This window comes from Clostridium sp. KNHs214 (genome assembly GCF_000744935.1).
Lineage (GTDB): Bacteria > Bacillota > Clostridia > Clostridiales > Clostridiaceae > Haloimpatiens.
On record NZ_JQMW01000009.1, the window covers coordinates 541,986 to 562,244 of the forward strand.

15 protein-coding genes are annotated in these 20,259 nt (G+C 31.4%); 9 read left to right on the forward strand and 6 right to left on the reverse strand.

All coding sequences use genetic code 11. From position 1 onward, the window contains the following. Positions 1 to 214: 214 nt before the first annotated feature. On the forward strand, positions 215 to 637 hold the full coding sequence (locus tag CC89_RS04950) for a YbjN domain-containing protein (RefSeq protein WP_035289743.1): 423 nt from the start codon (positions 215 to 217) through the stop codon (positions 635 to 637). Positions 638 to 1,008: 371 nt separating this feature from the next. Then, the gene (locus CC89_RS04955) at positions 1,009 to 1,620 is read left to right on the forward strand and encodes a DUF2284 domain-containing protein (RefSeq protein ID WP_051931505.1); all 612 of its coding nucleotides are present in this window, start codon (positions 1,009 to 1,011) and stop codon (positions 1,618 to 1,620) included. Positions 1,621 to 2,067: 447 nt separating this feature from the next. Here CC89_RS04955 and hutU read toward each other — a convergent pair whose 3' ends face one another. The 3 genes from hutU to CC89_RS04970 form a co-directional block, all read right to left on the reverse strand. Then, positions 2,068 to 4,092, reverse strand: coding sequence for a urocanate hydratase (gene hutU, locus CC89_RS04960; protein WP_035289746.1), 2,025 nt, complete (start codon positions 4,090 to 4,092; stop codon positions 2,068 to 2,070). A gap of 216 nt (positions 4,093 to 4,308) precedes the next feature. Then, the gene (locus CC89_RS04965; RefSeq protein WP_035289748.1) at positions 4,309 to 5,145 is read right to left on the reverse strand and encodes a YjjW family glycine radical enzyme activase; all 837 of its coding nucleotides are present in this window, start codon (positions 5,143 to 5,145) and stop codon (positions 4,309 to 4,311) included. Further along, positions 5,138 to 6,631: a YjjI family glycine radical enzyme gene (locus CC89_RS04970; protein ID WP_035289751.1), complete on the reverse strand. Its 1,494-nt coding sequence runs from the start codon at positions 6,629 to 6,631 to the stop codon at positions 5,138 to 5,140. Before CC89_RS04970 ends, CC89_RS04965 begins: the two co-directional genes overlap by 8 nt. 554 nt (positions 6,632 to 7,185) lie before the next feature. Between CC89_RS04970 and CC89_RS19445 the strand changes: the two genes are divergently transcribed. After that, a complete protein-coding gene (locus tag CC89_RS19445; RefSeq protein WP_051931507.1) occupies positions 7,186 to 7,770 on the forward strand; it encodes a GerMN domain-containing protein in 585 nt (194 codons plus the stop codon). Positions 7,771 to 7,832: 62 nt separating this feature from the next. Here the strand turns inward: CC89_RS19445 and CC89_RS04980 are convergent, their stop codons facing one another. Further along, positions 7,833 to 9,167: an aminotransferase class V-fold PLP-dependent enzyme gene (locus CC89_RS04980; protein ID WP_035289753.1), complete on the reverse strand. Its 1,335-nt coding sequence runs from the start codon at positions 9,165 to 9,167 to the stop codon at positions 7,833 to 7,835. Between the two features lie 320 nt (positions 9,168 to 9,487). Between CC89_RS04980 and CC89_RS21045 the strand changes: the two genes are divergently transcribed. Continuing rightward, on the forward strand, positions 9,488 to 9,610 hold the full coding sequence (locus tag CC89_RS21045) for a hypothetical protein (protein WP_286161307.1): 123 nt from the start codon (positions 9,488 to 9,490) through the stop codon (positions 9,608 to 9,610). A 102-nt stretch (positions 9,611 to 9,712) separates the two neighbouring features. Here the strand turns inward: CC89_RS21045 and CC89_RS04985 are convergent, their stop codons facing one another. Beyond that, positions 9,713 to 10,528 carry a TIM barrel protein gene (locus CC89_RS04985; RefSeq protein WP_035289755.1) on the reverse strand — a complete coding sequence of 272 codons (816 nt, stop codon included), beginning with the start codon at positions 10,526 to 10,528 and terminating at the stop codon, positions 9,713 to 9,715. Between the two features lie 388 nt (positions 10,529 to 10,916). On the opposite strand from CC89_RS04985, the gene recJ reads away from it, so the two are divergent. Beyond that, positions 10,917 to 12,680: a single-stranded-DNA-specific exonuclease RecJ gene (gene recJ / locus CC89_RS04990; protein ID WP_035289757.1), complete on the forward strand. Its 1,764-nt coding sequence runs from the start codon at positions 10,917 to 10,919 to the stop codon at positions 12,678 to 12,680. 91 nt (positions 12,681 to 12,771) lie between these two features. Here recJ and CC89_RS04995 read toward each other — a convergent pair whose 3' ends face one another. Beyond that, on the reverse strand, positions 12,772 to 12,951 hold the full coding sequence (locus CC89_RS04995; RefSeq protein ID WP_180964161.1) for an alpha/beta-type small acid-soluble spore protein: 180 nt from the start codon (positions 12,949 to 12,951) through the stop codon (positions 12,772 to 12,774). Positions 12,952 to 13,220: 269 nt separating this feature from the next. On the opposite strand from CC89_RS04995, the gene murG reads away from it, so the two are divergent. The 4 genes from murG (at position 13,221) to nifJ (ending at position 20,115) form a co-directional block, all read left to right on the forward strand. Continuing rightward, positions 13,221 to 14,294: an undecaprenyldiphospho-muramoylpentapeptide beta-N-acetylglucosaminyltransferase gene (murG, locus tag CC89_RS05000; RefSeq protein WP_035289763.1), complete on the forward strand. Its 1,074-nt coding sequence runs from the start codon at positions 13,221 to 13,223 to the stop codon at positions 14,292 to 14,294. Between the two features lie 79 nt (positions 14,295 to 14,373). Continuing rightward, positions 14,374 to 15,897, forward strand: coding sequence for an MBL fold metallo-hydrolase RNA specificity domain-containing protein (locus CC89_RS05005; protein ID WP_035289766.1), 1,524 nt, complete (start codon positions 14,374 to 14,376; stop codon positions 15,895 to 15,897). 184 nt (positions 15,898 to 16,081) lie between these two features. Next, complete coding sequence (locus tag CC89_RS05010) at positions 16,082 to 16,510, forward strand: flavodoxin (RefSeq protein ID WP_035289769.1); 429 nt, start codon at positions 16,082 to 16,084, stop codon at positions 16,508 to 16,510. A 77-nt stretch (positions 16,511 to 16,587) separates the two neighbouring features. Then, on the forward strand, positions 16,588 to 20,115 hold the full coding sequence (gene nifJ, locus CC89_RS05015; RefSeq protein ID WP_035289772.1) for a pyruvate:ferredoxin (flavodoxin) oxidoreductase: 3,528 nt from the start codon (positions 16,588 to 16,590) through the stop codon (positions 20,113 to 20,115). Positions 20,116 to 20,259 lie beyond the last annotated feature (144 nt).

Genomic DNA, 20,259 nt, shown 5'->3' on the forward strand with positions numbered 1-20,259 from the left:
ATAATATTTAGAAAGAATTTAAATCTTCACTAATTATTATTTTAATATATATTAAATTTTATTACTATAATTTTAGAAAGGGGATAAGAGTAGGTGGAAGAATAAGGTGTAAAATTAAATACAAATTATCTCATAGGTAAAAATAATATATAGAAGGAATTAAGTATTGTTATGTAGAATAAATACATAATGCGAAAATTGAGGAGGTACCAACATGAATAATACTGCTACAAGATTTAGCAAGCTGCTAGAGAAAAATGGATTTCCTATGCCCATAATAAGAGTAAAGGAAAATGAAAATGAAACTATATTTGCTTTTGGTCAAATAATAAAAAATCACAATGTAAATGTGGTAATAGATTTTGATGAAGATAATACTTGTGTAGACTTTAACATATTTGATTTAATTCAACTATCTGAGGAAAACAATAAAGAAAAAGTTTATGACTTAATAAATAGAATAAATGGGTCTTATAGATTTCCTAAATTTTATATAAATGAAGAGGGGTCAGTAACAGCTCAAATAACAGTTCCTTATGAAAATTCTGTAAGTGAAGAAATGTTATTTGATATGTTGCGTTCTATGATGACTTTCTGCAATAATGTAATGGATGACCTAGAAAAGGCCTCTAAATAGCAACAATAATAGTGTGGTAGGATTATGTGAAAAATCTGACTTTAAGTTGGTAAAAATTATAATTAGATTCTATATATTAGCAATAAGCTACTAATAGTATCAGATTTTAATTATTTTACTTTAGGTACATGAAAAGAAATAATAAGTCAAAGATGCTGGCATATTTTGTGTCAGAAAAGGAAGCAGGTTCCGCCTTAGGCAGGACTATCATCGGTCTCTGATGACGCAAAATAGACTAGTATACTGACTTATTATTTATTTGAATGTACCTTATTAAAGTTGGATTTTTTTTATTTTATTAAAATACAGCTATCCAAGTGAAAAAACAGCCAATTGACAAACTAATGAGTTAAAAAAGTGGGGGAATAAAAATGCTTGTAGAAAATTTATTTAAAAGAGTGGATATGAATTATTTAATGGAGTATTTTAACAATCAGTACATAGAAATGTTTTGTAAAGAGTGTCCAAACTATGGAAAAGTATGGACGTGTCCACCACATAGTTTTGATTTAGAAGAAACTTTAAGAAAGTATAAGACTGCATATTTGGTAGGAACTTTAATTTATTCAGAGGAACTTCCAGAACACATACAAAAGTTAGTGAATAAAAATCCTTATGACATAGAAAAAGCTACAGAAATAATGATGGCAGAAGTCAGAAAGAAATTAGATAAGGAGCTTTTAAGGGTAGAAGAAGAAATACCTAAAAGTAGAGCGGTGTTTTCAGGTAAATGCTTATTTTGTGCAAAATGTACCAGAGAAGAAAATAATCAGTGTAAAAATCCTAAAATAATGAGAGTATCCCTAGAATCTTTTGGATTTGACATATGTAGAATATGTAGTGAAGTTTTAGGGGTGGAGATAGTTTGGGGACTTTATGATTTGCCAACCTATGTAATACTAGTTAGTGTTATATTAAGTGAGGAAGAGGAAACGGATTATTCAGATATAGTGGAAAAGCACATTAATGCAATAGAATTTTAAATGCTCAATCATCAATTAATTACTATATAATGATTAATCCACAATAAGGTACAATGTAATGGAATTATGAAATTTCTCCTCCATGACTTGCATAAGAGCTAGGAACAATAAATTTAATTTAAGAAATTCTAATCTTTTAGCCATATAAAATTATCTAACGCTCACATTCAGCGTCCTGTCTCAGGTTCGCTAGCCTGGCGTCCTTTTAAGGGTTACGATAATTTTATCTGTCTAAAAGAAGAATTTCTAAAATTAAATTTAAATAGTTCCTTCGCTTCTTATGCAAGTCATTCCAGAGAAATTTCATAATTCAAGCAATGTAATACTTATTGTGGGATAATCATATAATACAAAATTTAAAATGTAGAATGTAAAATTAAAAAATCCAAAGGAATTTTTTAAAAATTTGTATTTTTAAAAACCCCTTTGGATTTTAATATTAAGATTCTATTTTAAATTATCGCAAATTATTTTGTCAATAAGTTTTTCGTCAGCAACATAAGGTATAGTGATGTGGTTTTCACCTTTTGTTTTTAGGTTGTAATCTATACTTGTTTCTACAGCATTTTCATTTCTAGCCCAAGAACGTCTTGCAACTCCGCTCATAACATCCCAAGCCATAGCAGATTTGATGATATTATCAATTCTTTGGCTGCCATCTAGAACTAAACCAAAGCCTCCATTGACAGAGTTGCCTATGCCAACACCGCCGCCATTGTGAAGGGCAACTAGGCTCATACCTCTAGCAGAGTTTCCTGCAAAGCATTGTACTGCCATATCAGCAGTTATGTTGCTGCCGTCTTTAATGTTAGAAGTTTCTCTAAATGGTGAATCAGTACCACTTACATCGTGATGATCTCTTCCTATCATAACAGGTCCTATTTCGCCTTTTCTAACCATATCATTGAATTTAAGTGCTATTCTCATTCTTCCTTCAGCATCTTGATAAAGAATTCTAGCTTCAGTGCCTACAACTAAGCCATTTTTTTCAGCGTCTCTAATCCATATATAGTTGTCTCTATCTTGTCCACGTCTATTTGGATCTATACATTCCATAGCTGCATGGTCTGTTTTTACTAGGTCTTCATGATCATGGCTTAAGCAAACCCATCTAAATGGTCCATAGCCATAGTCGAATAGCATAGGTCCCATAATGTCTTCAACATATGATGGGAATATAAATCCATCTTTTTCATCTATGCCATTTTTGGATATTTCTTTTGCACCTGCATCAAAAACAGATTTCATAAATGAGTTACCATAATCAAAGAAATAAGTTCCTCTTTCTACTAGTATCTTTACAAGTCTAAAGTGTTCTCTTAAAGTTTTATCTACCAGTTCTCTGTATTTATTTCTGTCATTCTTTAATAGGGCAGTTCTTTCTTCAAAAGTAAGTCCCTGAGGGCAATAGCCGCCATCGTAAGGTGCATGGCATGAAGTTTGGTCAGATAATAAATGAACCTTTATATTGTTTTTAACTATATAGTCTAATAAATCAACAATATTTCCATGATATGCTATAGAAATAGATTTCTTAGCTTCCATAGCTTCGTGAGCCCATTTAATTACTTCTTCTAGATTAGAAGAAGCTTTGTTAACCCAACCTTGATCTAATCTTGTTTGAATTCTTGAATAGTCTACTTCAGCTATAATTCCAACGCCGTTAGCTATTTCTACAGCTTTTGGTTGAGCACCACTCATTCCACCAAGACCAGAGGAAACAAATAAATATCCTTTTAAATCTCCATCATGAGGAATACCAAATTTTAATCTACCAGCATTTAATAAAGTATTAAATGTACCGTGAACTATACCTTGAGGTCCTATATACATCCATCCACCAGCAGTCATCTGACCGTAGTTGGAAACTCCAAGCTGCATTGCAGTGTGCCAATTTTCTTGGTCATTAAACATACCTATTAAAAGACCATTAGTTATTATAACTCTTGGTGCTTCAGGCTTTGATTTAAATAAGCCTAGAGGATGACCTGATTCTATAACAAGAGTTTGATCTTCAGTTAATTCTTCTAAATACTTTTTAATTAATCTGTATTGCATCCAGTTTTGACACACTTGTCCAGTCTCTCCATAGGTAACAAGCTCATAAGGGTAAAGTGCAACTTCAAAATCTAAGTTGTTGTCTATCATTACTTGGAATGCTTTACCTTCAATACATTTTCCCTTGTAGTCATTTATAGATTTTCCATAAATTCTTCCTTCTGGACGGAACCTGTATCCGTAAATTCTTCCCCTAGTTAATAATTCATTCATGAACTCTGGTGCCAACTGTTCATGATACTTTTCAGGTATATAGCGAAGAGCATTTTTTAAAGCTAATTTCGCCTGTGCTTTTGTAAGAGTAAATCCCCTATCTGGTGCACGTCTTATGCCTTTAACAAATTCAGGCATTTTAGGAAGTTGTTCTTCCAATTTAATAGTCATAGCATTTGAAATATCTAAGTTAGTAATCATTAAAACTCACCCCGTAACTAATTAATTTTTTAACTTAACACTATATATATTCACTAAAAAATCGCATATTCCTTTTTAAAATTTCAAAATTTTATAGAATTTTAAAAGTTTTCTTTCATATGGCTATAAATTTTGCAACAAATTATTGTGCTAAAGTGAAAAAGTGATGCGAAAAAGCAAAAAAAAGAGATGAATTTGTCATCATCTCTTTTTTTCTTAAACTATAATCACATTTTTGCAACCGTTGCTTATTGCGATTCGTTGTAATTCTTCCATAAATTCTTTAGAAGGAGTGGAACTATTTATAAGTTCTTCTCTAACCCCTAGTGGTCGGTACTTTATTATCTTGTATATTGTATTAGGATTTAAAGATGCTATTAATTTGCTAACATTGTGAACATTAGATTTATTATTTAATAAATCTGGAACTATTACAGTTCTTATTTCATATAGTTTGTTTAACTTACTAAGTTTCTTTATATTTTTTAGTACAATATTATTTTCCATAGAAGTAAGCATTTTATGTTCTTCCAAAGAGTAAGATTTTAAATCTATCATGGACTTATCCATTACTTCAAGAAGAGCAAGGTCTTCATATAAAGGTATTGAACCGTTGGTGTCCACAAAGCAAGTTAATCCAAGTTTTTTAACTTCAGTAAATAAAGAAATTAGAAAGTCCTTTTGGAGAGTACATTCACCGCCGGAAACAGTAATTCCTTCTATAAAAGGTTTAACTTTTTTTATTTCTAAAATAATATCCTCCACAGACATTTCTTTAACTTTAGGTGAAGCATTATAAGAGCAATTTTTTAAACATTCATCACATTTTATACAAAGCTCTTCTTTCCAATGAACTTTGTGGTTTTCAAAAGAAAGTGCACCTGAAGAACAAGCACTTACACAATTTCCACAATGTATACATTTGTTTATAGTCTCAGGATTATGACAATAAAGACAATTGAAGTTACAACCTTGAAGAAATATAGATGTTCTATTGCCAGGGCCATCCACTGCGCTAAAAGGTATTATCCTATTTACTAGGGCTTTATTCATATTTTCTTACCTTTCTTTCAAGAACTCTTTGATTTTTAACTGCTCCTAGGCCTAAAGCTACAGTATCTTGAAGTGCCTGCTCACCTTTTTCTAATTTTTCTATATCTGATTTTTTAACTAAATATCCTGTGATTCTAATAACATCTGAATCAGAAGAATAAAGTGAGAAGTATCTCATGTTTAAGCTAAAGGCACCCTTTATAATATCTAATATAAATTTAGGATTTCTCTTGGTAGTTTCCTCAAATGGGAATATATCACCAATACCTGATGGAAAATACTTGTGGAAAGGTGCAGATTGAACTATGTGCTCATGAAGTTCTGGTTCCTCGCCTATAGGTATTCTACAGCCAGGGCTAATATTTTTATCGCTATCTATACCAACTTGTGCATGAAGTAAATATTTATTATCTGATTTTTCACAGTAAGGAGCTTTATGATTAGAGACTTCTTTGTATAATTTTTCAATTATATCTAATCCCAATTTATTAGCTTCTTCTCCATGACCAAATCTATCTTCTAATTTGTCAGAGGAAACAAAGTGGTTTACGCATTCAGCAAGACCAAACATTCCAAACATGGCAGAAAAGTTTTCTCTAGATATTAAGCCTTCTTTTACTAAGAAACTGCTCTCAAAGAATCCGCTTTCCTCTACAAGAAATTTAACTCTCTTATCCATGTAACGTGCCATTCTATCTACAGCGTTAGGTAGAACTTTATTTAAAAAGTCTTCTCTGTTGTCAGCTTTTTTAGCTAGAAAAGCTAGGTTAAGTCTGCATAAGGTATAACTTCCGCCTCCAGTGTAAAGCCCATTATAACAGCTTACTATATTGTAATTTTCTCCCAACTCATTAGAGAACATTTTATCATTAGCAAAACTAGGTTTAGCAGTTACAAGAGCTGTATTTATACAATCTATAGCAAAATCCTCCGGCGTATTTTTGTTGTATTTAACAGTAATATTAGGAATAGCTGTTTGAAGTTCTCTTTGTACTTTTAATATTATTCTGCCTGCTTTAGAGTCCCTTGGTCCCACATTAGCATGGCAGAAGGAGTCAGTTAAAGTTCTGTCTATGTGAAGTAAAAACATTTTTATAGCTCTATAGGCTTCTTGTTCATTTTCTACATAAGGATCTAACAAATAATCAATATTTCCTAAAGATACAGGGAAAGATGTGATTGATGGTACATGCTTATATAGAATTAATAAGTTGTTAACAGCTTCCCATATATCGCTAGCTGGTTCAAGTCCTAAAAATTCACTGCCATTTTTCATGAATTTTTCGTAATCAGGAACTATATATCTAGGTCTATAAGGGGCGTGTCCTTCACCTAAATCGCATATAACTCCAGCATTTAAATATTCTTTTGAATCCGCATCTATGTTTAAAATATCTAAAGAATCTTCTGCAGCTCTAGCTAGACTCAATACTTTTTGTTCATAAGTTAAAGTGGTATCTTTTATAATATTTAATATTTTGTCCATAGTTTTCACACTCCTATACGATAAATTTAAACAGTTCCTTTGCTTCTTATGCAAGGCATTCCAGAGAAATTCCATAATTCAGGTAATGTAATGCTTTTTGTGGGATAATCATAATATAACAATACAAATGTGTAACTGTTTACACATTTGCATATAATAATTTATATTAATTACATTTTACAATTTTTCAATAGAAATATCAATGTATAATACGATAAATTCATACAAATTTCGTCACAGGCATTTCTAAAAAAATCTAATTGAATATTATACCTAGTGTTAAGAAAATTGAACAAGTGGCAGCTAATTATTGACTAGGAATTGAAAATGGTTTTATTTAAAATAATATGATATAATTCTAATATAATAGAGTGTTATTCAGTGATTATCTGCTTCAATACTTTAATATTCTATAGAAGTGTGGGAGAAGGGTAGTTACGATTCTGGACAAGTAGTGGGTGCAGGAGATTCATCTTAATTAAACTCCCGCTGAAGCTAAAAATTACTTCAACATTAGTTTAAATTATTTTAATTAAAATAGGAGGCAAAAAATTATGAAAAAAATTATGTACTTTATATTATGTTCTTTACTTGCTATAAGTTTTGTTGGCTGTGGTAAAACTAGCGAAAATTCAAATGAAAAGGATCAAAAAGAAAAATCAGCAGTATCTACAGAAAAGAAGGATGAAAATAAAGATGTAGAACAAAAACAGGAGGATGCGAAAAAGGAAACTGCTAAGAAAGTTTCTCTATATTTTGTAGATGATCAAGCTATGTATCTAAATAAAGAAGAAGTGGAATTAGGGGAAGTTACACCAGAAATTTTAATTAAAAAGTTACAAGAAGGGCCAAAGGAAAAAAATCATTATCCAGCAGTGCCAAAGGATGCTGAGATAAAGATAAATGTAAAAGAAAATGTTGCTTATGTGGATTTAGAAAAGAACATAGCTACAAAGATAAATGGTGGCTCTACAGGGGAGAATATGTTTGTATACTCTATAGCTAATACATTAATTTTGAATAAGGATTTAGGTATAAATGAGGTTAAATTTTTATTAGATGGAAAGGATACAGAAACTATTAATGGACATATGGACACTAGCGGTAAATTCAAAGCCAATGAAAAAATAGTTAAATAGCAATAAAGCAAGCAACCTTTCTGGTGAGATTATTTTTACTAGAGAGGTTGCTTTATTTACTTTTATTCATTAAGAGTTTTAAATTTTTCTTTATTTTTTACAATATATTTAAGGGCATTTATAAAAATATCTATTTCTTGTGGGGTGTTGTATAAGCCAAAGCTTATCCTTACTAGGCCTTTCTTTGGATTATCAGGATTACGCATCATGTGTTCTATTTCATCTTCAGAAACATTTAAAAGTCTTTCCACATATGGATGTGCACAAAAACATCCACTTCTAACTCCAATACCCCAATGATCTGAAAGAGCTTTAGCCACATTTGCATGATATAGTCCTTTTATATTAAAAGGAATTATAGAAACTGTATTTTGATAATCATCCTTTTTACAATATATTTCCACATCTTCTATGGCACAAAGTTTAGAAAGAGCATATTTTTTTAAAGCATCTTCAAGTTTGTAAATTACATCCATGCCAACAGAATTTAAAACGCTTATTGAAGCGCATAATGCAAGAGCACCCATTAAGTTTGGAGTACCTGCTTCTTGATTATCTGGAGAGTCTGCCCAGGCTATTTCTTCTGGTGTAACTATTTTTATAGTCCCACCACCTACTTGCTCAGAAATATTGTTATTAAAGAAATCTTTAGGTCCAATTAATGCTCCACAGCCAAAGGGAGCATACATCTTATGAGCGGAAAAAGCTAAGAAATCAATGTGACTAGAAGAATCATGAGGCTTCATAGTAAATGGTACGTGTGGTATAAGTTGAGCCCCGTCTACTAAGATTTTTGCACCATTTTCGTGAGCTAAGGAAGCTATTTGATGCACTGGGTTTATATAACCGGTTACATTTGATGCCCCAGAAACTGCAACTAATTTAATTTTTCCTTTATATTTTTTTAGTTTAGCTTCCAAGTCATCTATAGAAAGTTTACCATCTTGGTCTACGTTTATATAAATCACATTAAATTTATTTCTCCAAGGTAGATCATTGGAGTGGTGTTCCATAAAGGTGCTTAGGATAATATCCTTATCCCCATTGCTTTTATCCCCTTTTAATAAATAGGAAAGTTTGTTAATCCCCTCAGTAGTATTTTTTACAAATAAAACTTCATCCTTATTTAAATCAGCTTTAACGAAATTTGCAACCACAGTTCTACATAAATTATACATATCAGTGGAGAGCTTCGATTTATATCCAGTGCCTCTGTGGATAGAGGAATACCAAGGGGCAAATTTATTCAATCTATCCATAACAGCTAAAAAAGCAGGTGTGGTAGCGGCATTATCAAAATTTATATAGTAGGTTGAGGTACCATTAGATATAGGAACTTTGCAGTGAGTCCCAACTACTAAATCTTTTAAATTTTTATTTTTAAAATTATTATACATTCATATTCCACCTCAATTGTGGGCAGTGTTTTAGTTCCCATTATTATTATATTAATTTTTTAATTTTTAGTGATACAAAGTATTTAGAATAATTTATTGTAATTAGGATAAAATAGGATTAACGCTTAGGAAAGGGGGAAAGATCATGGCTAAAAAAGGTATGAAGAGACCTTCAATGGAAGAAACTGCAAGACCTCAAAATAAAGGTAAGAAAAACAAAAAAGAAATAAATACTCCAGAAGAGAAATAACAAATACAGTTTTCATCTGGGTGTGAATGGTTAATAAGAAGAGTATATATTAAAAAGGAGTGCATATAAGATGCATAGCCAAGGAAAAAAGGCTAAAAGAAAATCTAATCATCAAGCAGCAAAACCAGAAGTTATAGAGGATAAAGAATTTCAAAAAAATCCCAAGAAGGGTGCTATAGAAGGAAAAAGTTAATATATAATAAGCAATGCTTAAAATAAATCCTCAGCATCCAATCCCTAATCCACACTAATGTTTAGAAATTTATTTTAGGGATTAGGGATTGGTGACTAGGGATCAACTAAAGTACGTTTCTTTAAGCAAAATAGCATCCCTTTCTAAAATAGGGCTTTCACAAATGAGGCATCCTTTTACATGAAAGTCTTTTAAAGCTTGTAGACAAGCTTTGTAATTAAAATCACTTTCCATTAGAGGAAGATGATTTTTTTCTCCCTTGAGACCATAATTTATTCCAGATAAATGCATATGTAAATCTTCTAAAGCATCTTTTCCTAAATGATTTTCTATATAATTAAGAATGTTTGCAAAATCATCATAATCTTTTAAAGAACCATTATACCTAGCGTGTAGATGAGAAAAGTCTATGCAAAGTTTACAATGAGGTAAGTCTTTGCATAGGTAAACCAATTCTTCTAGAGAACCAAACTGTGTACCCTTACCAGTGGTTTCAAGTCTGTAATCTACCCCAAAATAAGGAAGTTTACTTAGATTTTCCTTAATTTTATTAAAGGTTTCTTCTTTGCTCTTTTTTAAATAAAATCCCGGATGAAATATAAGGCTTCTTCCTCCTACCTTTTGTAACGCCTCTGCACCTTTAATAATTCTCTCTAAAGATTTTTCTTGTTTTTCTTCTTCTTCTGCATTTAAATTTATAAAATAAGAACCATGAGCAGATAGGTAAAATTTATTTTCTTTTTTTGCTTTTAATATACCATCCTTATTTTTCTCTGTTACATTTACAGATCTTACGAATGGAAGTTCCATGGCATCCAATCCGTAACTTTTAAGATATTCTATGCCGGTTTTATATGTGAATTTCTTATCATCTTCTCCTAAAGGGAGACCTGAAATACCAAATAATAATTTATCCATTCTAGACAATCCTTTCATTAGTAAATATATTTAACTATTATCTACAATAATTAGTATAGATATTATAACATAAATTAACTTAACTTTTGCACATAAGTTTCAAGCGCTACATTAGATGAATAAAGGAAATACAAATATATTTTTAAATTTTAAATCCAGAACTTAAAATTTAAAATGAAGGTTGAAATTCTTAGAGAATTTCTTTAATTTATATTTTATAACTTCGAAAATTGAATAAATAATAATTTGGTAGCATTTTAACTTTGTGACATACTACTTAAAATTTGTGATAAAATAAAGTGAAACGTATAATTGTAATTTTATATTAAAGATATTATTATAATACATAAGTGAAATTACATTAAAATTACATGAAAAGAGGTATATAATGAAGTCGAAATGGCTACTTAGAACTACTAAAATAGATATTGAAAATTTATCAAAGAAAACAAATTTAAGCCCTACAGTGGTGAAGATTTTAATAGATAGAGGAATTACAAATCCTAAAGATATAAAGAGATTTATAGAATCTTCTATTAATGATTTGCACAATCCTCTTTTGATGCAAGACATGGAAATGGGAATAGAAATAATAAAGGATTCTATACAAAAGGATAAAAAAATATGTATATATGGAGATTATGATGCTGATGGAGTAACCAGTACGGTAATATTATATAAGGCATTAAAGCTTTGTGGTGCAGATGTTAAATACCATGTACCAGATAGAGAATCAGAAGGGTATGGCATGAATTCTGAAAGAATAAAAAAACTTTATAAGGAAGGTATAGAAGTTATATTGACCTGTGACAACGGGATATCCTGTACTGAAGAAGTTAAGTTAGCTAAGGAATTAGGTATGACTGTGGTTATAACAGATCATCATGAACTACCCTTCCTAGAGGAAAATGGTCAAAGAAAATATGTTTTGCCAGAAGCCGATGCGATTATTAATCCTAAGAGAAAGGATTGTAAGTATCCTTTTAAACTTTTATGTGGTGCAGGTATTGCATTTAAATTTGTACAAACCTTGTTTAGTAAATTTAAGGTGGATTATGATGTTAATGAATATATAGAATTAGCGGGCATTGGAACAGTATGTGATATAGTTGATTTAGTGGATGAAAATAGAATAATAGCAAAAAGAGCTATAGAACAATTAAATAAAACTTCTAATTTGGGGTTAAAATGTTTAATAGAACAAATGGGTTGTAAGAGTATAAGTTCTTACACAATTGGTTTTCAAATAGGACCCTGCATAAATGCTACGGGTAGATTGGAAAATGCGTCTTTATCTGTAGAGCTATTACTATGCAATGAAGAAAGAAGAGCTAGGGAACTTGCTGATGTTTTATATGGATTAAATAAAAAAAGACAGGATATAACTAATGAAAATGTGGAAGAGATTATTGAGAGTATAGAAGAATCATCTATGAAAAATCAAAAGGTACTTGTAATTTATAAAGAAAATGTACATGAAAGTATAGCTGGTATTGTGGCAGGAAAAATAAAAGAAAAGTATAATGTTCCAACTATTGTATTAACCAAGGGAAAGGATATGCCAAAAGGCTCAGGTAGATCCATAGAAGAATATAATTTATTTGAAGAACTTATAAAATGTAAAGAATATATATACAAATTTGGTGGACACCCTATGGCTGCAGGACTTTCAATAAAAGAAGAAAATATACCTAAGCTTAGGGAAGCGTTGCTCAAAAATTGTAGACTTACAGATGAAGATATAATACCAAAAATAAGGATAGACAGAAGGTTATCTTTGAGAGAAATTAATTTTGATATTATAAATGAGATAAAAATGTTAGAACCTTTTGGAAAGGGAAATTCAGCTCCTGTTTTAGCAGAAAAAAATATAACTGTAAAGGCAATATCTATTTTAGGTAAAGACAAAAATACATTAAAATTGAGATGTATTTTTAGTAGAGAGGGAAATTTTATAGATGCCCTAGGATTTGGAATGGTGGAGGAATTTATAGAATTATTAAAAGAAGAATATGGAGAAGATTATTTAGGGATAATAGATGAACCTAAAGGACTTAAAGTAGATCTTATATTCTCACCTTTTAAAAATAATTATAAGGATAAAGATTATCTTCAACTAAAAATTAATGATATTAGATTATCAAATAAATAAATGGTTAAGGGTATGGCAATTTTGCCATACCCATTATTTTAATAAAGTATTAAAAACAAGTTTCATCAATAGTGGCATCGTAGAACTAATTTTATAAAGTTCTTTCGTATTGTTCTACCATTCGTTTAACCATTTCTCCACCAACAGAACCACATTGTCTAGAAGTTAAGTTACCATTGTAATCTGTAAAAGGAACGCCTAGTTCATTAGCTACTTCCATTTTAAATCTGTTTAATCCATTTCTAGCTTCTGGTACTAAGTTTCTCATTATAACAACCTCCTTTTTTATTGGTGTACTATTATTATTGCACATTTTATATTAATTATATTGGGAGATTGAAGGAGATATATGAAATACGTACAAGGTATAGAAAACAAGTGTTCAATTGGAAAATTTTTTGATGAAATTTTATTTTAATGTACAGGCAATGTAGTATATAATAAGGGTATAGTTGAGAATTGAGAGTTGAAAATTTAAATTTTAGTAATTCTAATTGTGAATGAAAGATATAATAAAACTATAGTTGAGAAATAGGAAGGATGAATAAAATGAAGATAATAATGACTGGTGGCGGTTCAGCAGGGCATGTAACTCCTAACCTGGCGTTAATACCAAAGCTAAGAGAATTAGGATATGAAATAGAATACATAGGTAGTGAACAAGGTATTGAAAGAAAAATAATAGAGGAGCAGGGGATAAAATATTATTCTATATCTACAGGAAAGTTTAGAAGATATTTTGATTTGAAAAATATATCGGATCCATTTAAAGTTATAAAAGGAGTATTTGAAGCGGCAGCAATAATTAGGAGGGAAAAACCAGAAGCGGTGTTTTCTAAAGGTGGATTTGTTTCTGTGCCGGTGGTTATAGGGGCTAGATTAAATAAAGTTCCAGTTGTATCCCATGAATCAGATATGACACCGGGATTGGCGAATAAAATAGCCGTACCGTATTGTAACAAGATATGTGTTACTTTTCCTGAAACCTTAAAACATATAAAAAATGGAAAGGGAATTGTAAGTGGAACTCCTATAAGAGAAGAGTTATTTGAAGGGAGTAAAATTAAGGCTTTAAAAATATGCGAATTTAATGGAAACAAGCCTATTTTATTAGTAATAGGAGGGAGCTTAGGCTCTAAGTTTATAAATGATTTGATTAGAAATAATATAGATAAACTTCTTAGTAAGTATGATATTATTCATATTTGTGGTAAAAATAACTTAGATACTTATTTAGAAAACAGAGAAGGATACAGACAGTATGAATATGTAGGAGAGGAATTAAAGCATTTTATGACTGCAGCAGATTTGGTAGTATCTAGAGCGGGAGCTAATGTTATTTATGAATTATTAGCATTAAGTAAACCTAATCTATTAATACCATTGTCAGCTAAAGCAAGTAGAGGAGACCAAATATTAAATGCTGGCTCTTTTAAAAGGAGTGGCTTTAGTAAAGTTCTTCTAGAGGAAGAGACTAATAATGAAGTATTTATGCAAAATTTAGAGGAATTATATAATCAAAAACATTTATACATTAAAAAAATGAGAGAAAGTGGATTCCAAAATGGAACTGATATTATTATCGATACCATTAAAAAAGCAATTGAAAATTAAAAACGATGTAGGGTGAAATTTATGTGCAAAAGTTTAGTTAATAACTATTAATTATTAACTAAAAAAAGGAGGGGTTAAAATGGATATGGAGTTTTATGGTGCAGCTGGATGTGTAACTGGGTCTTGTCATATTCTTAAATATAATGGCAAGAAAATACTTTTGGACTGTGGCTTATATCAAGGCAAGGATGAAAAAGAAAGGGGAAATGATTTTTTCCCTTTTAATCCAAAGGAAATAGACTATGTAATACTATCTCATGCTCATATTGACCACAGTGGCAGAATACCTCTTTTATATAAAATGGGTTTTAAAGGAGAGATTATTTGTACAGAGGCTACTATGGAGCTATGTAGTGCAATGCTTAGAGATAGTGGATTCATACAAGAGATGGAAGTAGAGTGGAAAAATAGAAAGAGAATGAGACAAGGGTTGGATTCAATAGAACCACTTTATACAGCTAAAATAGCAGAATTAAGTATGTATTTGTTTAGAGGATATAAATATGATAGATTTATAGAATTATTTCCAGGTTTTAAGATTAGATTTAAAGACTCAGGACATCTTTTAGGTTCAGCTACAGTAGAAATATTTATGCTGGAAAAAGATGAAGAAGTTAAAGTTGTTTATAGTGGTGATTTGGGTAATGTAAATGTACCTATATTGAAGGATCCTACCACTATAGACTATGCGGATTATGTTATATTGGAAACTACATATGGTAACAAATATCATGGAAATATTACGAATCAACTAGAAAAACTGGCTGCAATAATTAAGTCAACTATATCTAGAGGGGGAAATGTAATAATACCATCTTTTGCGGTAGGAAGAACCCAAGAAGTACTATATTGTTTGAATAAATATGTGGAAAGTAATTTTTTTAAAAATGTGAAATTTTTCGTAGATAGTCCATTGGCCAATGAGACCACTAAGATATTTGAAAGGCATACAGAAGAATATGATGATGAAGCTAAAAAATTAATAAGAAAAGGCGATGACCCTTTAAATTTTAGAGGACTTACCTTTGTAAATTCAGTAGAAGAATCTGTACAAGTAAATAAAATACCAAAAGGCGCAGTGGTCATATCAGCTAGTGGCATGTGTGAAGCAGGTAGAATAAGACATCATTTGAAACATAATTTATGGAGAAAAGAGTGCTCCATAGTGTTTGTAGGATATCAAGCTGAGGGAACATTAGGTCATAAAATATTAAATGGTGAAAAAAAGGTTAAAATTTTTGGAGAAGAAATAGCGGTTAATGCTGAAATTCATAGATTAGATGGCCTTTCTGGCCATGCCGACAGGCAAGGGCTTTTGAATTGGATAGATGGATTTAAAAATAAGCCTAAAGGTATACTTTTGGTTCATGGAGAAAGAGAAGTGCAAGAAAGTTTTAAAATTGCTTTAGAAAGTAAAGGATATAATGCAAAAATAATGCAACTAGGAGATGCTTTTAACGGAAATATTTTTCCAAAAGAAGATAAAACAACAATTAAAGATAAAATAATTAGAAGGTTAGATTCCTATGAAAAGATTGACAAGAATAATATAGATGGGCTAATTAGAGAAATTAGAGGAATAATGGAGATGAATGAAAAATAGCATATTTATAAAAAATCAATATTTTAATGAATAAAAAAAATCAAAATTAAAGATAAAATAGCTATTTAAATATTATATATGAAACAATTCTTGAATTATTTTTTATATGGTATATAATAATATGTGGGTATTGAATATAAAAAAGGATATTTTTTCTAAAATGAAATAATGAGAGGTGAGATTTGTGAAAAAAATGTCAATTATTTACTGGAGTAATGGTGGTAATGTTGAAGTTTTAGCAAGTAAGATAAAAGAGGGCGCTGAAAGCTCAAATGCAAATGTAAATATAAAATTAGTTTCACAAGCAAAAGTTGAAGATGTAACTGAAAGTCATGTGGTTGCTTTTGGAAGTCCTTCTATGGATAATAATAAAATTGAACAACTAGAAATGGAACCTTTCATAAATGAATTCAAGATGATTCCTATAAACGGTAAAAACATTGTATTATTTGGCTCTTATGGCTGGGATAATGGGAAGTTTATGGAAGAATGGAAGGAAAAAATGATAGACTACGGATTTAATGTAATCGATACTTTAGTAGTTAGAGAAGCACCTAACGAGCATCAACTTGAAAAAGCCTATGAGTTAGGAAGAAAATTAGCCAATCTATAGGTTGTGTAATTTAGCAGCCTTTACATAAAATAAAAGTGTCATTTAAAATTGCATATTTAAAGAAAGGAATGATTTAAATGAGTCCAATCCAAAGAAAATGGAAGACAATGGACGGTAATACTGCAGCAGCACACGTTGCTTATGCATTTACTGACGTTGCAGCAATTTACCCAATTACACCATCATCACCTATGGCAGAGCACGTAGATGAATGGGCAACTCAAGGAAGAAAGAATATATTTGGACAAACTGTAAAAGTAATGGAAATGCAATCTGAAGCTGGAGCAGCTGGTGCTGTTCACGGTTCATTACAAGCAGGTGCATTAACATCAACATTCACAGCTTCTCAAGGATTATTATTAATGATCCCTAATATGTATAAAATAGCAGGTGAATTATTACCAGGAGTATTCCACGTAAGTGCTAGAGCTTTAGCTACTCACGCTTTATCAATATTTGGAGACCATGGTGACGTAATGGCAGCTAGACAAACAGGTTTTGCCCTACTAGCTTCTGGTGGAGTTCAAGAAGTTATGGATCTTTCCCCAGTTGCACACCTTGCATCTATAGAAGGAAAAGTTCCATTTGTAAACTTCTTCGATGGATTTAGAACTTCTCACGAAGTACAAAAGATACAAATGTGGGATTATGAAGAACTTGCAAAAATGATTGATATGGATCAAGTAGAAGCATTTAAGCAAAAAGCTTTAAATCCAGAGCATCCAGTAACTAGAGGTACTGCTCAAAACCCAGATATATACTTCCAAGGAAGAGAAGCTTCTAATAAATACTATGAAGATCTTCCAGAAATAGTAGAAAAATATATGGGAAAAATAAATGAATCTATAGGAACTAACTATCACTTATTCAACTATTATGGAGCACCAGATGCTGAAAGAATGATAGTAGCTATGGGATCAGTTTGTGATACTATAGAAGAAACTGTTGATTACTTAATGAATAAGGGAGAAAAAGTAGGTGTGCTTAATGTTCACTTATACAGACCATTCTCACTAGAACATTTCTTTAAATATATACCAAAAACTGTTAAAAAAATAGCTGTTCTTGATAGAACTAAAGAACCAGGTTCAGAAGGAGAACCACTATACCTAGACGTAAGAAATGCATTCTTTGAAAAAGATCAAAATGTATTAATCGTTGGTGGAAGATATGGATTAGGTTCAAAAGATACAACTCCTTCACATATAGCAGCTGTTTATGAAAACTTAAATGCTGCAGCACCAAAGAACGGATTTACTATAGGAATAGTTGATGATGTAACTAATACATCTCTAGAAATAAAAGAAACAGTTGTAACAGTTCCAGAAGGAACTTCTGAATGTAAATTCTGGGGTCTTGGATCAGATGGTACTGTTGGAGCTAACAAGAGTGCTATAAAAATCATAGGAGACCATACAGATATGTATGCTCAAGGATATTTTGCATACGACTCTAAAAAATCTGGTGGAGTTACAATATCTCACTTAAGATTTGGTAAAAAACCAATTAAATCTACTTATTTAATAAGTGCAGCTAACTATGTTGCTTGTCATAACCAAGCATATGTTTACAAATATGACGTATTAGCTGGAATTAAAGATGGTGGCATATTCTTATTAAACACTATATGGAATGCAGAAGAATTGGACAAGAACTTACCATCATCAATGAAAAAATACATTGCAGAACATAATATTAACTTCTACACAATAGATGCAGTTAAAATAGCACAAAGCATCGGTCTTGGTGGAAGAATAAACATGATAATGCAATCTGCTTTCTTCAAATTAGCTAACATAATACCTGTAGAAGAAGCTGCTAAATATTTAAAAGATGCAGTTGTTCAAATGTATGGTAAAAAAGGTGAAAAAGTTGTTAACATGAACCATGCTGCTATAGATGCAGGTGCTGAAGGCGTAGTTAAAATAGAAGTTCCAGCAAGCTGGAAAGAAGCTAAAGAAGAAGAATGTTGCTGCTGCGGAGGAGAAAGACCAGAATTCGTTAAAGAAGTAGCAGATGTTATGAATAGACAAGAAGGAGATAAACTTCCTGTAAGCAAATTCATGGATTATGTAGATGGTACTATACCAGCTGGAACTGCAGCATACGAAAAGAGAGGTATAGCTGTAAATGTACCAGAATGGCAAGTAGATAAATGTATACAATGTAACCAATGTTCATATGTATGTCCACATGCTGTTATAAGACCAGCTCTATTAACAGATGAAGAAGTTAAGAATGCACCAGAAGGAATGAAAGTAGTTAAAGCTTCAGGTGGAAAGAACTTCGAGGGATTAAACTTTGCTATGACTGTTAGCGTTATGGACTGTACAGGATGCGGAAGCTGTGCTGACGTTTGTCCTGCTAAGGAAAAAGCTCTTATAATGAAACCATTTGGAGAACAAGTAAAGGAACAAGATTCATTTGACTACGCACTTAAACTTGAAAAAAGAAACCCAATGGGAGTATCTAACGTAAAAGGCAGTCAATTTGAAAAACCACTTCTAGAATTCAGTGGAGCTTGTGGTGGATGTGGAGAAACTCCATATGCTAAATTAGTAACACAATTATTTGGAGACAGAATGATGGTAGCTAATGCTACAGGATGTTCTTCAATTTGGGGTGGATCATCACCAGCATCTCCATATACTGTAAATGACAATGGCCATGGACCAGCTTGGGCTAACTCATTATTCGAAGACAATGCTGAATTTGGTCTTGGAATGTACTTAGGAGTTAAAGCTATAAGAGAAACTCTTGCTGAAACTGCTAAGGAAGCTATTGAAGGAAATCATGTAAGTGCTAATTTAAAAGCTGCTTTAAATGAATGGCTAGAAGTTATGAATAAAGGTGATGAATCAAAAGCTATAACAGCTAAGATATTGCCATTATTAGAAGCTGAAAAGGATAAAAATGACTTAACTAAGAAAATGTACTCTAGAAAAGAATACTTCACTAAAAAATCTCAATGGATATTTGGTGGAGACGGTTGGGCTTATGATATAGGATATGGTGGACTAGACCACGTTCTAGCAACTGGAGAAGATGTAAATGTTCTTGTATTTGATACAGAAGTTTACTCTAATACAGGTGGACAATCTTCTAAAGCTACTCCAACAGCAGCTATAGCTAAATTTGCAGCTGGTGGAAAGAGAACTAAGAAGAAAGATCTTGGAATGATGGCTATGAGTTATGGATATGTTTATGTTGCTCAAATAGCTATGGGAGCTGACAAAAATCAAACTCTTAAAGCTATAAAAGAAGCAGAAGCTTATCCAGGACCATCACTAATAATAGCTTATGCTCCATGTATAAACCACGGATTAAAATCAGGAATGGGCAAGAGCCAATTAGAAGAAAAGAAAGCTGTAGAATGTGGATATTGGGCTCTATATAGATACAACCCATCATTAGCAGAGGATGGCAAAAAGTCATTCGCGTTGGATTCTAAAGAGCCAACTGGAGATTTCAAGGAATTCTTATTAGGTGAAGTTAGATATGCATCACTTCAAAAAGTATTCCCAGATCAAGCAGACTCATTATTTGACTTAAACGAAAAACAAGCTAAGGATAGAATAGCAACTTACAAAAGACTTGCTGACTAAGCACTAAGTGTCAGGCACCTGTCGAAAGTAATATTGTGGAAAATTTAAAAAAAGGAAGTACTTTCTTATAAAAGAAGGTACTTCCTTTTTAGTTGGTGCCTGGCACTTGCCGAGTTTTGTCGAAATTTTAGTTTGGTGCAGGAA

What these genes read in the sequence shown, in the direction of transcription:
- CC89_RS04950 (WP_035289743.1), top strand. Translation starts at nt 215, where the DNA reads ATGAATAATACTGCTACAAGATTTAGCAAGCTGCTAGAGAAAAATGGA.
- CC89_RS04955 (WP_051931505.1), top strand. Translation starts at nt 1,009, where the DNA reads ATGCTTGTAGAAAATTTATTTAAAAGAGTGGATATGAATTATTTAATG.
- hutU (WP_035289746.1), bottom strand. Translation starts at nt 4,092, where the DNA reads ATGATTACTAACTTAGATATTTCAAATGCTATGACTATTAAATTGGAA.
- CC89_RS04965 (WP_035289748.1), bottom strand. Translation starts at nt 5,145, where the DNA reads ATGAATAAAGCCCTAGTAAATAGGATAATACCTTTTAGCGCAGTGGAT.
- CC89_RS04970 (WP_035289751.1), bottom strand. Translation starts at nt 6,631, where the DNA reads ATGGACAAAATATTAAATATTATAAAAGATACCACTTTAACTTATGAA.
- CC89_RS19445 (WP_051931507.1), top strand. Translation starts at nt 7,186, where the DNA reads ATGAAAAAAATTATGTACTTTATATTATGTTCTTTACTTGCTATAAGT.
- CC89_RS04980 (WP_035289753.1), bottom strand. Translation starts at nt 9,167, where the DNA reads ATGTATAATAATTTTAAAAATAAAAATTTAAAAGATTTAGTAGTTGGG.
- CC89_RS21045 (WP_286161307.1), top strand. Translation starts at nt 9,488, where the DNA reads ATGCATAGCCAAGGAAAAAAGGCTAAAAGAAAATCTAATCATCAAGCA.
- CC89_RS04985 (WP_035289755.1), bottom strand. Translation starts at nt 10,528, where the DNA reads ATGGATAAATTATTATTTGGTATTTCAGGTCTCCCTTTAGGAGAAGAT.
- recJ (WP_035289757.1), top strand. Translation starts at nt 10,917, where the DNA reads ATGAAGTCGAAATGGCTACTTAGAACTACTAAAATAGATATTGAAAAT.
- murG (WP_035289763.1), top strand. Translation starts at nt 13,221, where the DNA reads ATGAATAAAATGAAGATAATAATGACTGGTGGCGGTTCAGCAGGGCAT.
- CC89_RS05005 (WP_035289766.1), top strand. Translation starts at nt 14,374, where the DNA reads ATGGATATGGAGTTTTATGGTGCAGCTGGATGTGTAACTGGGTCTTGT.
- nifJ (WP_035289772.1), top strand. Translation starts at nt 16,588, where the DNA reads ATGAGTCCAATCCAAAGAAAATGGAAGACAATGGACGGTAATACTGCA.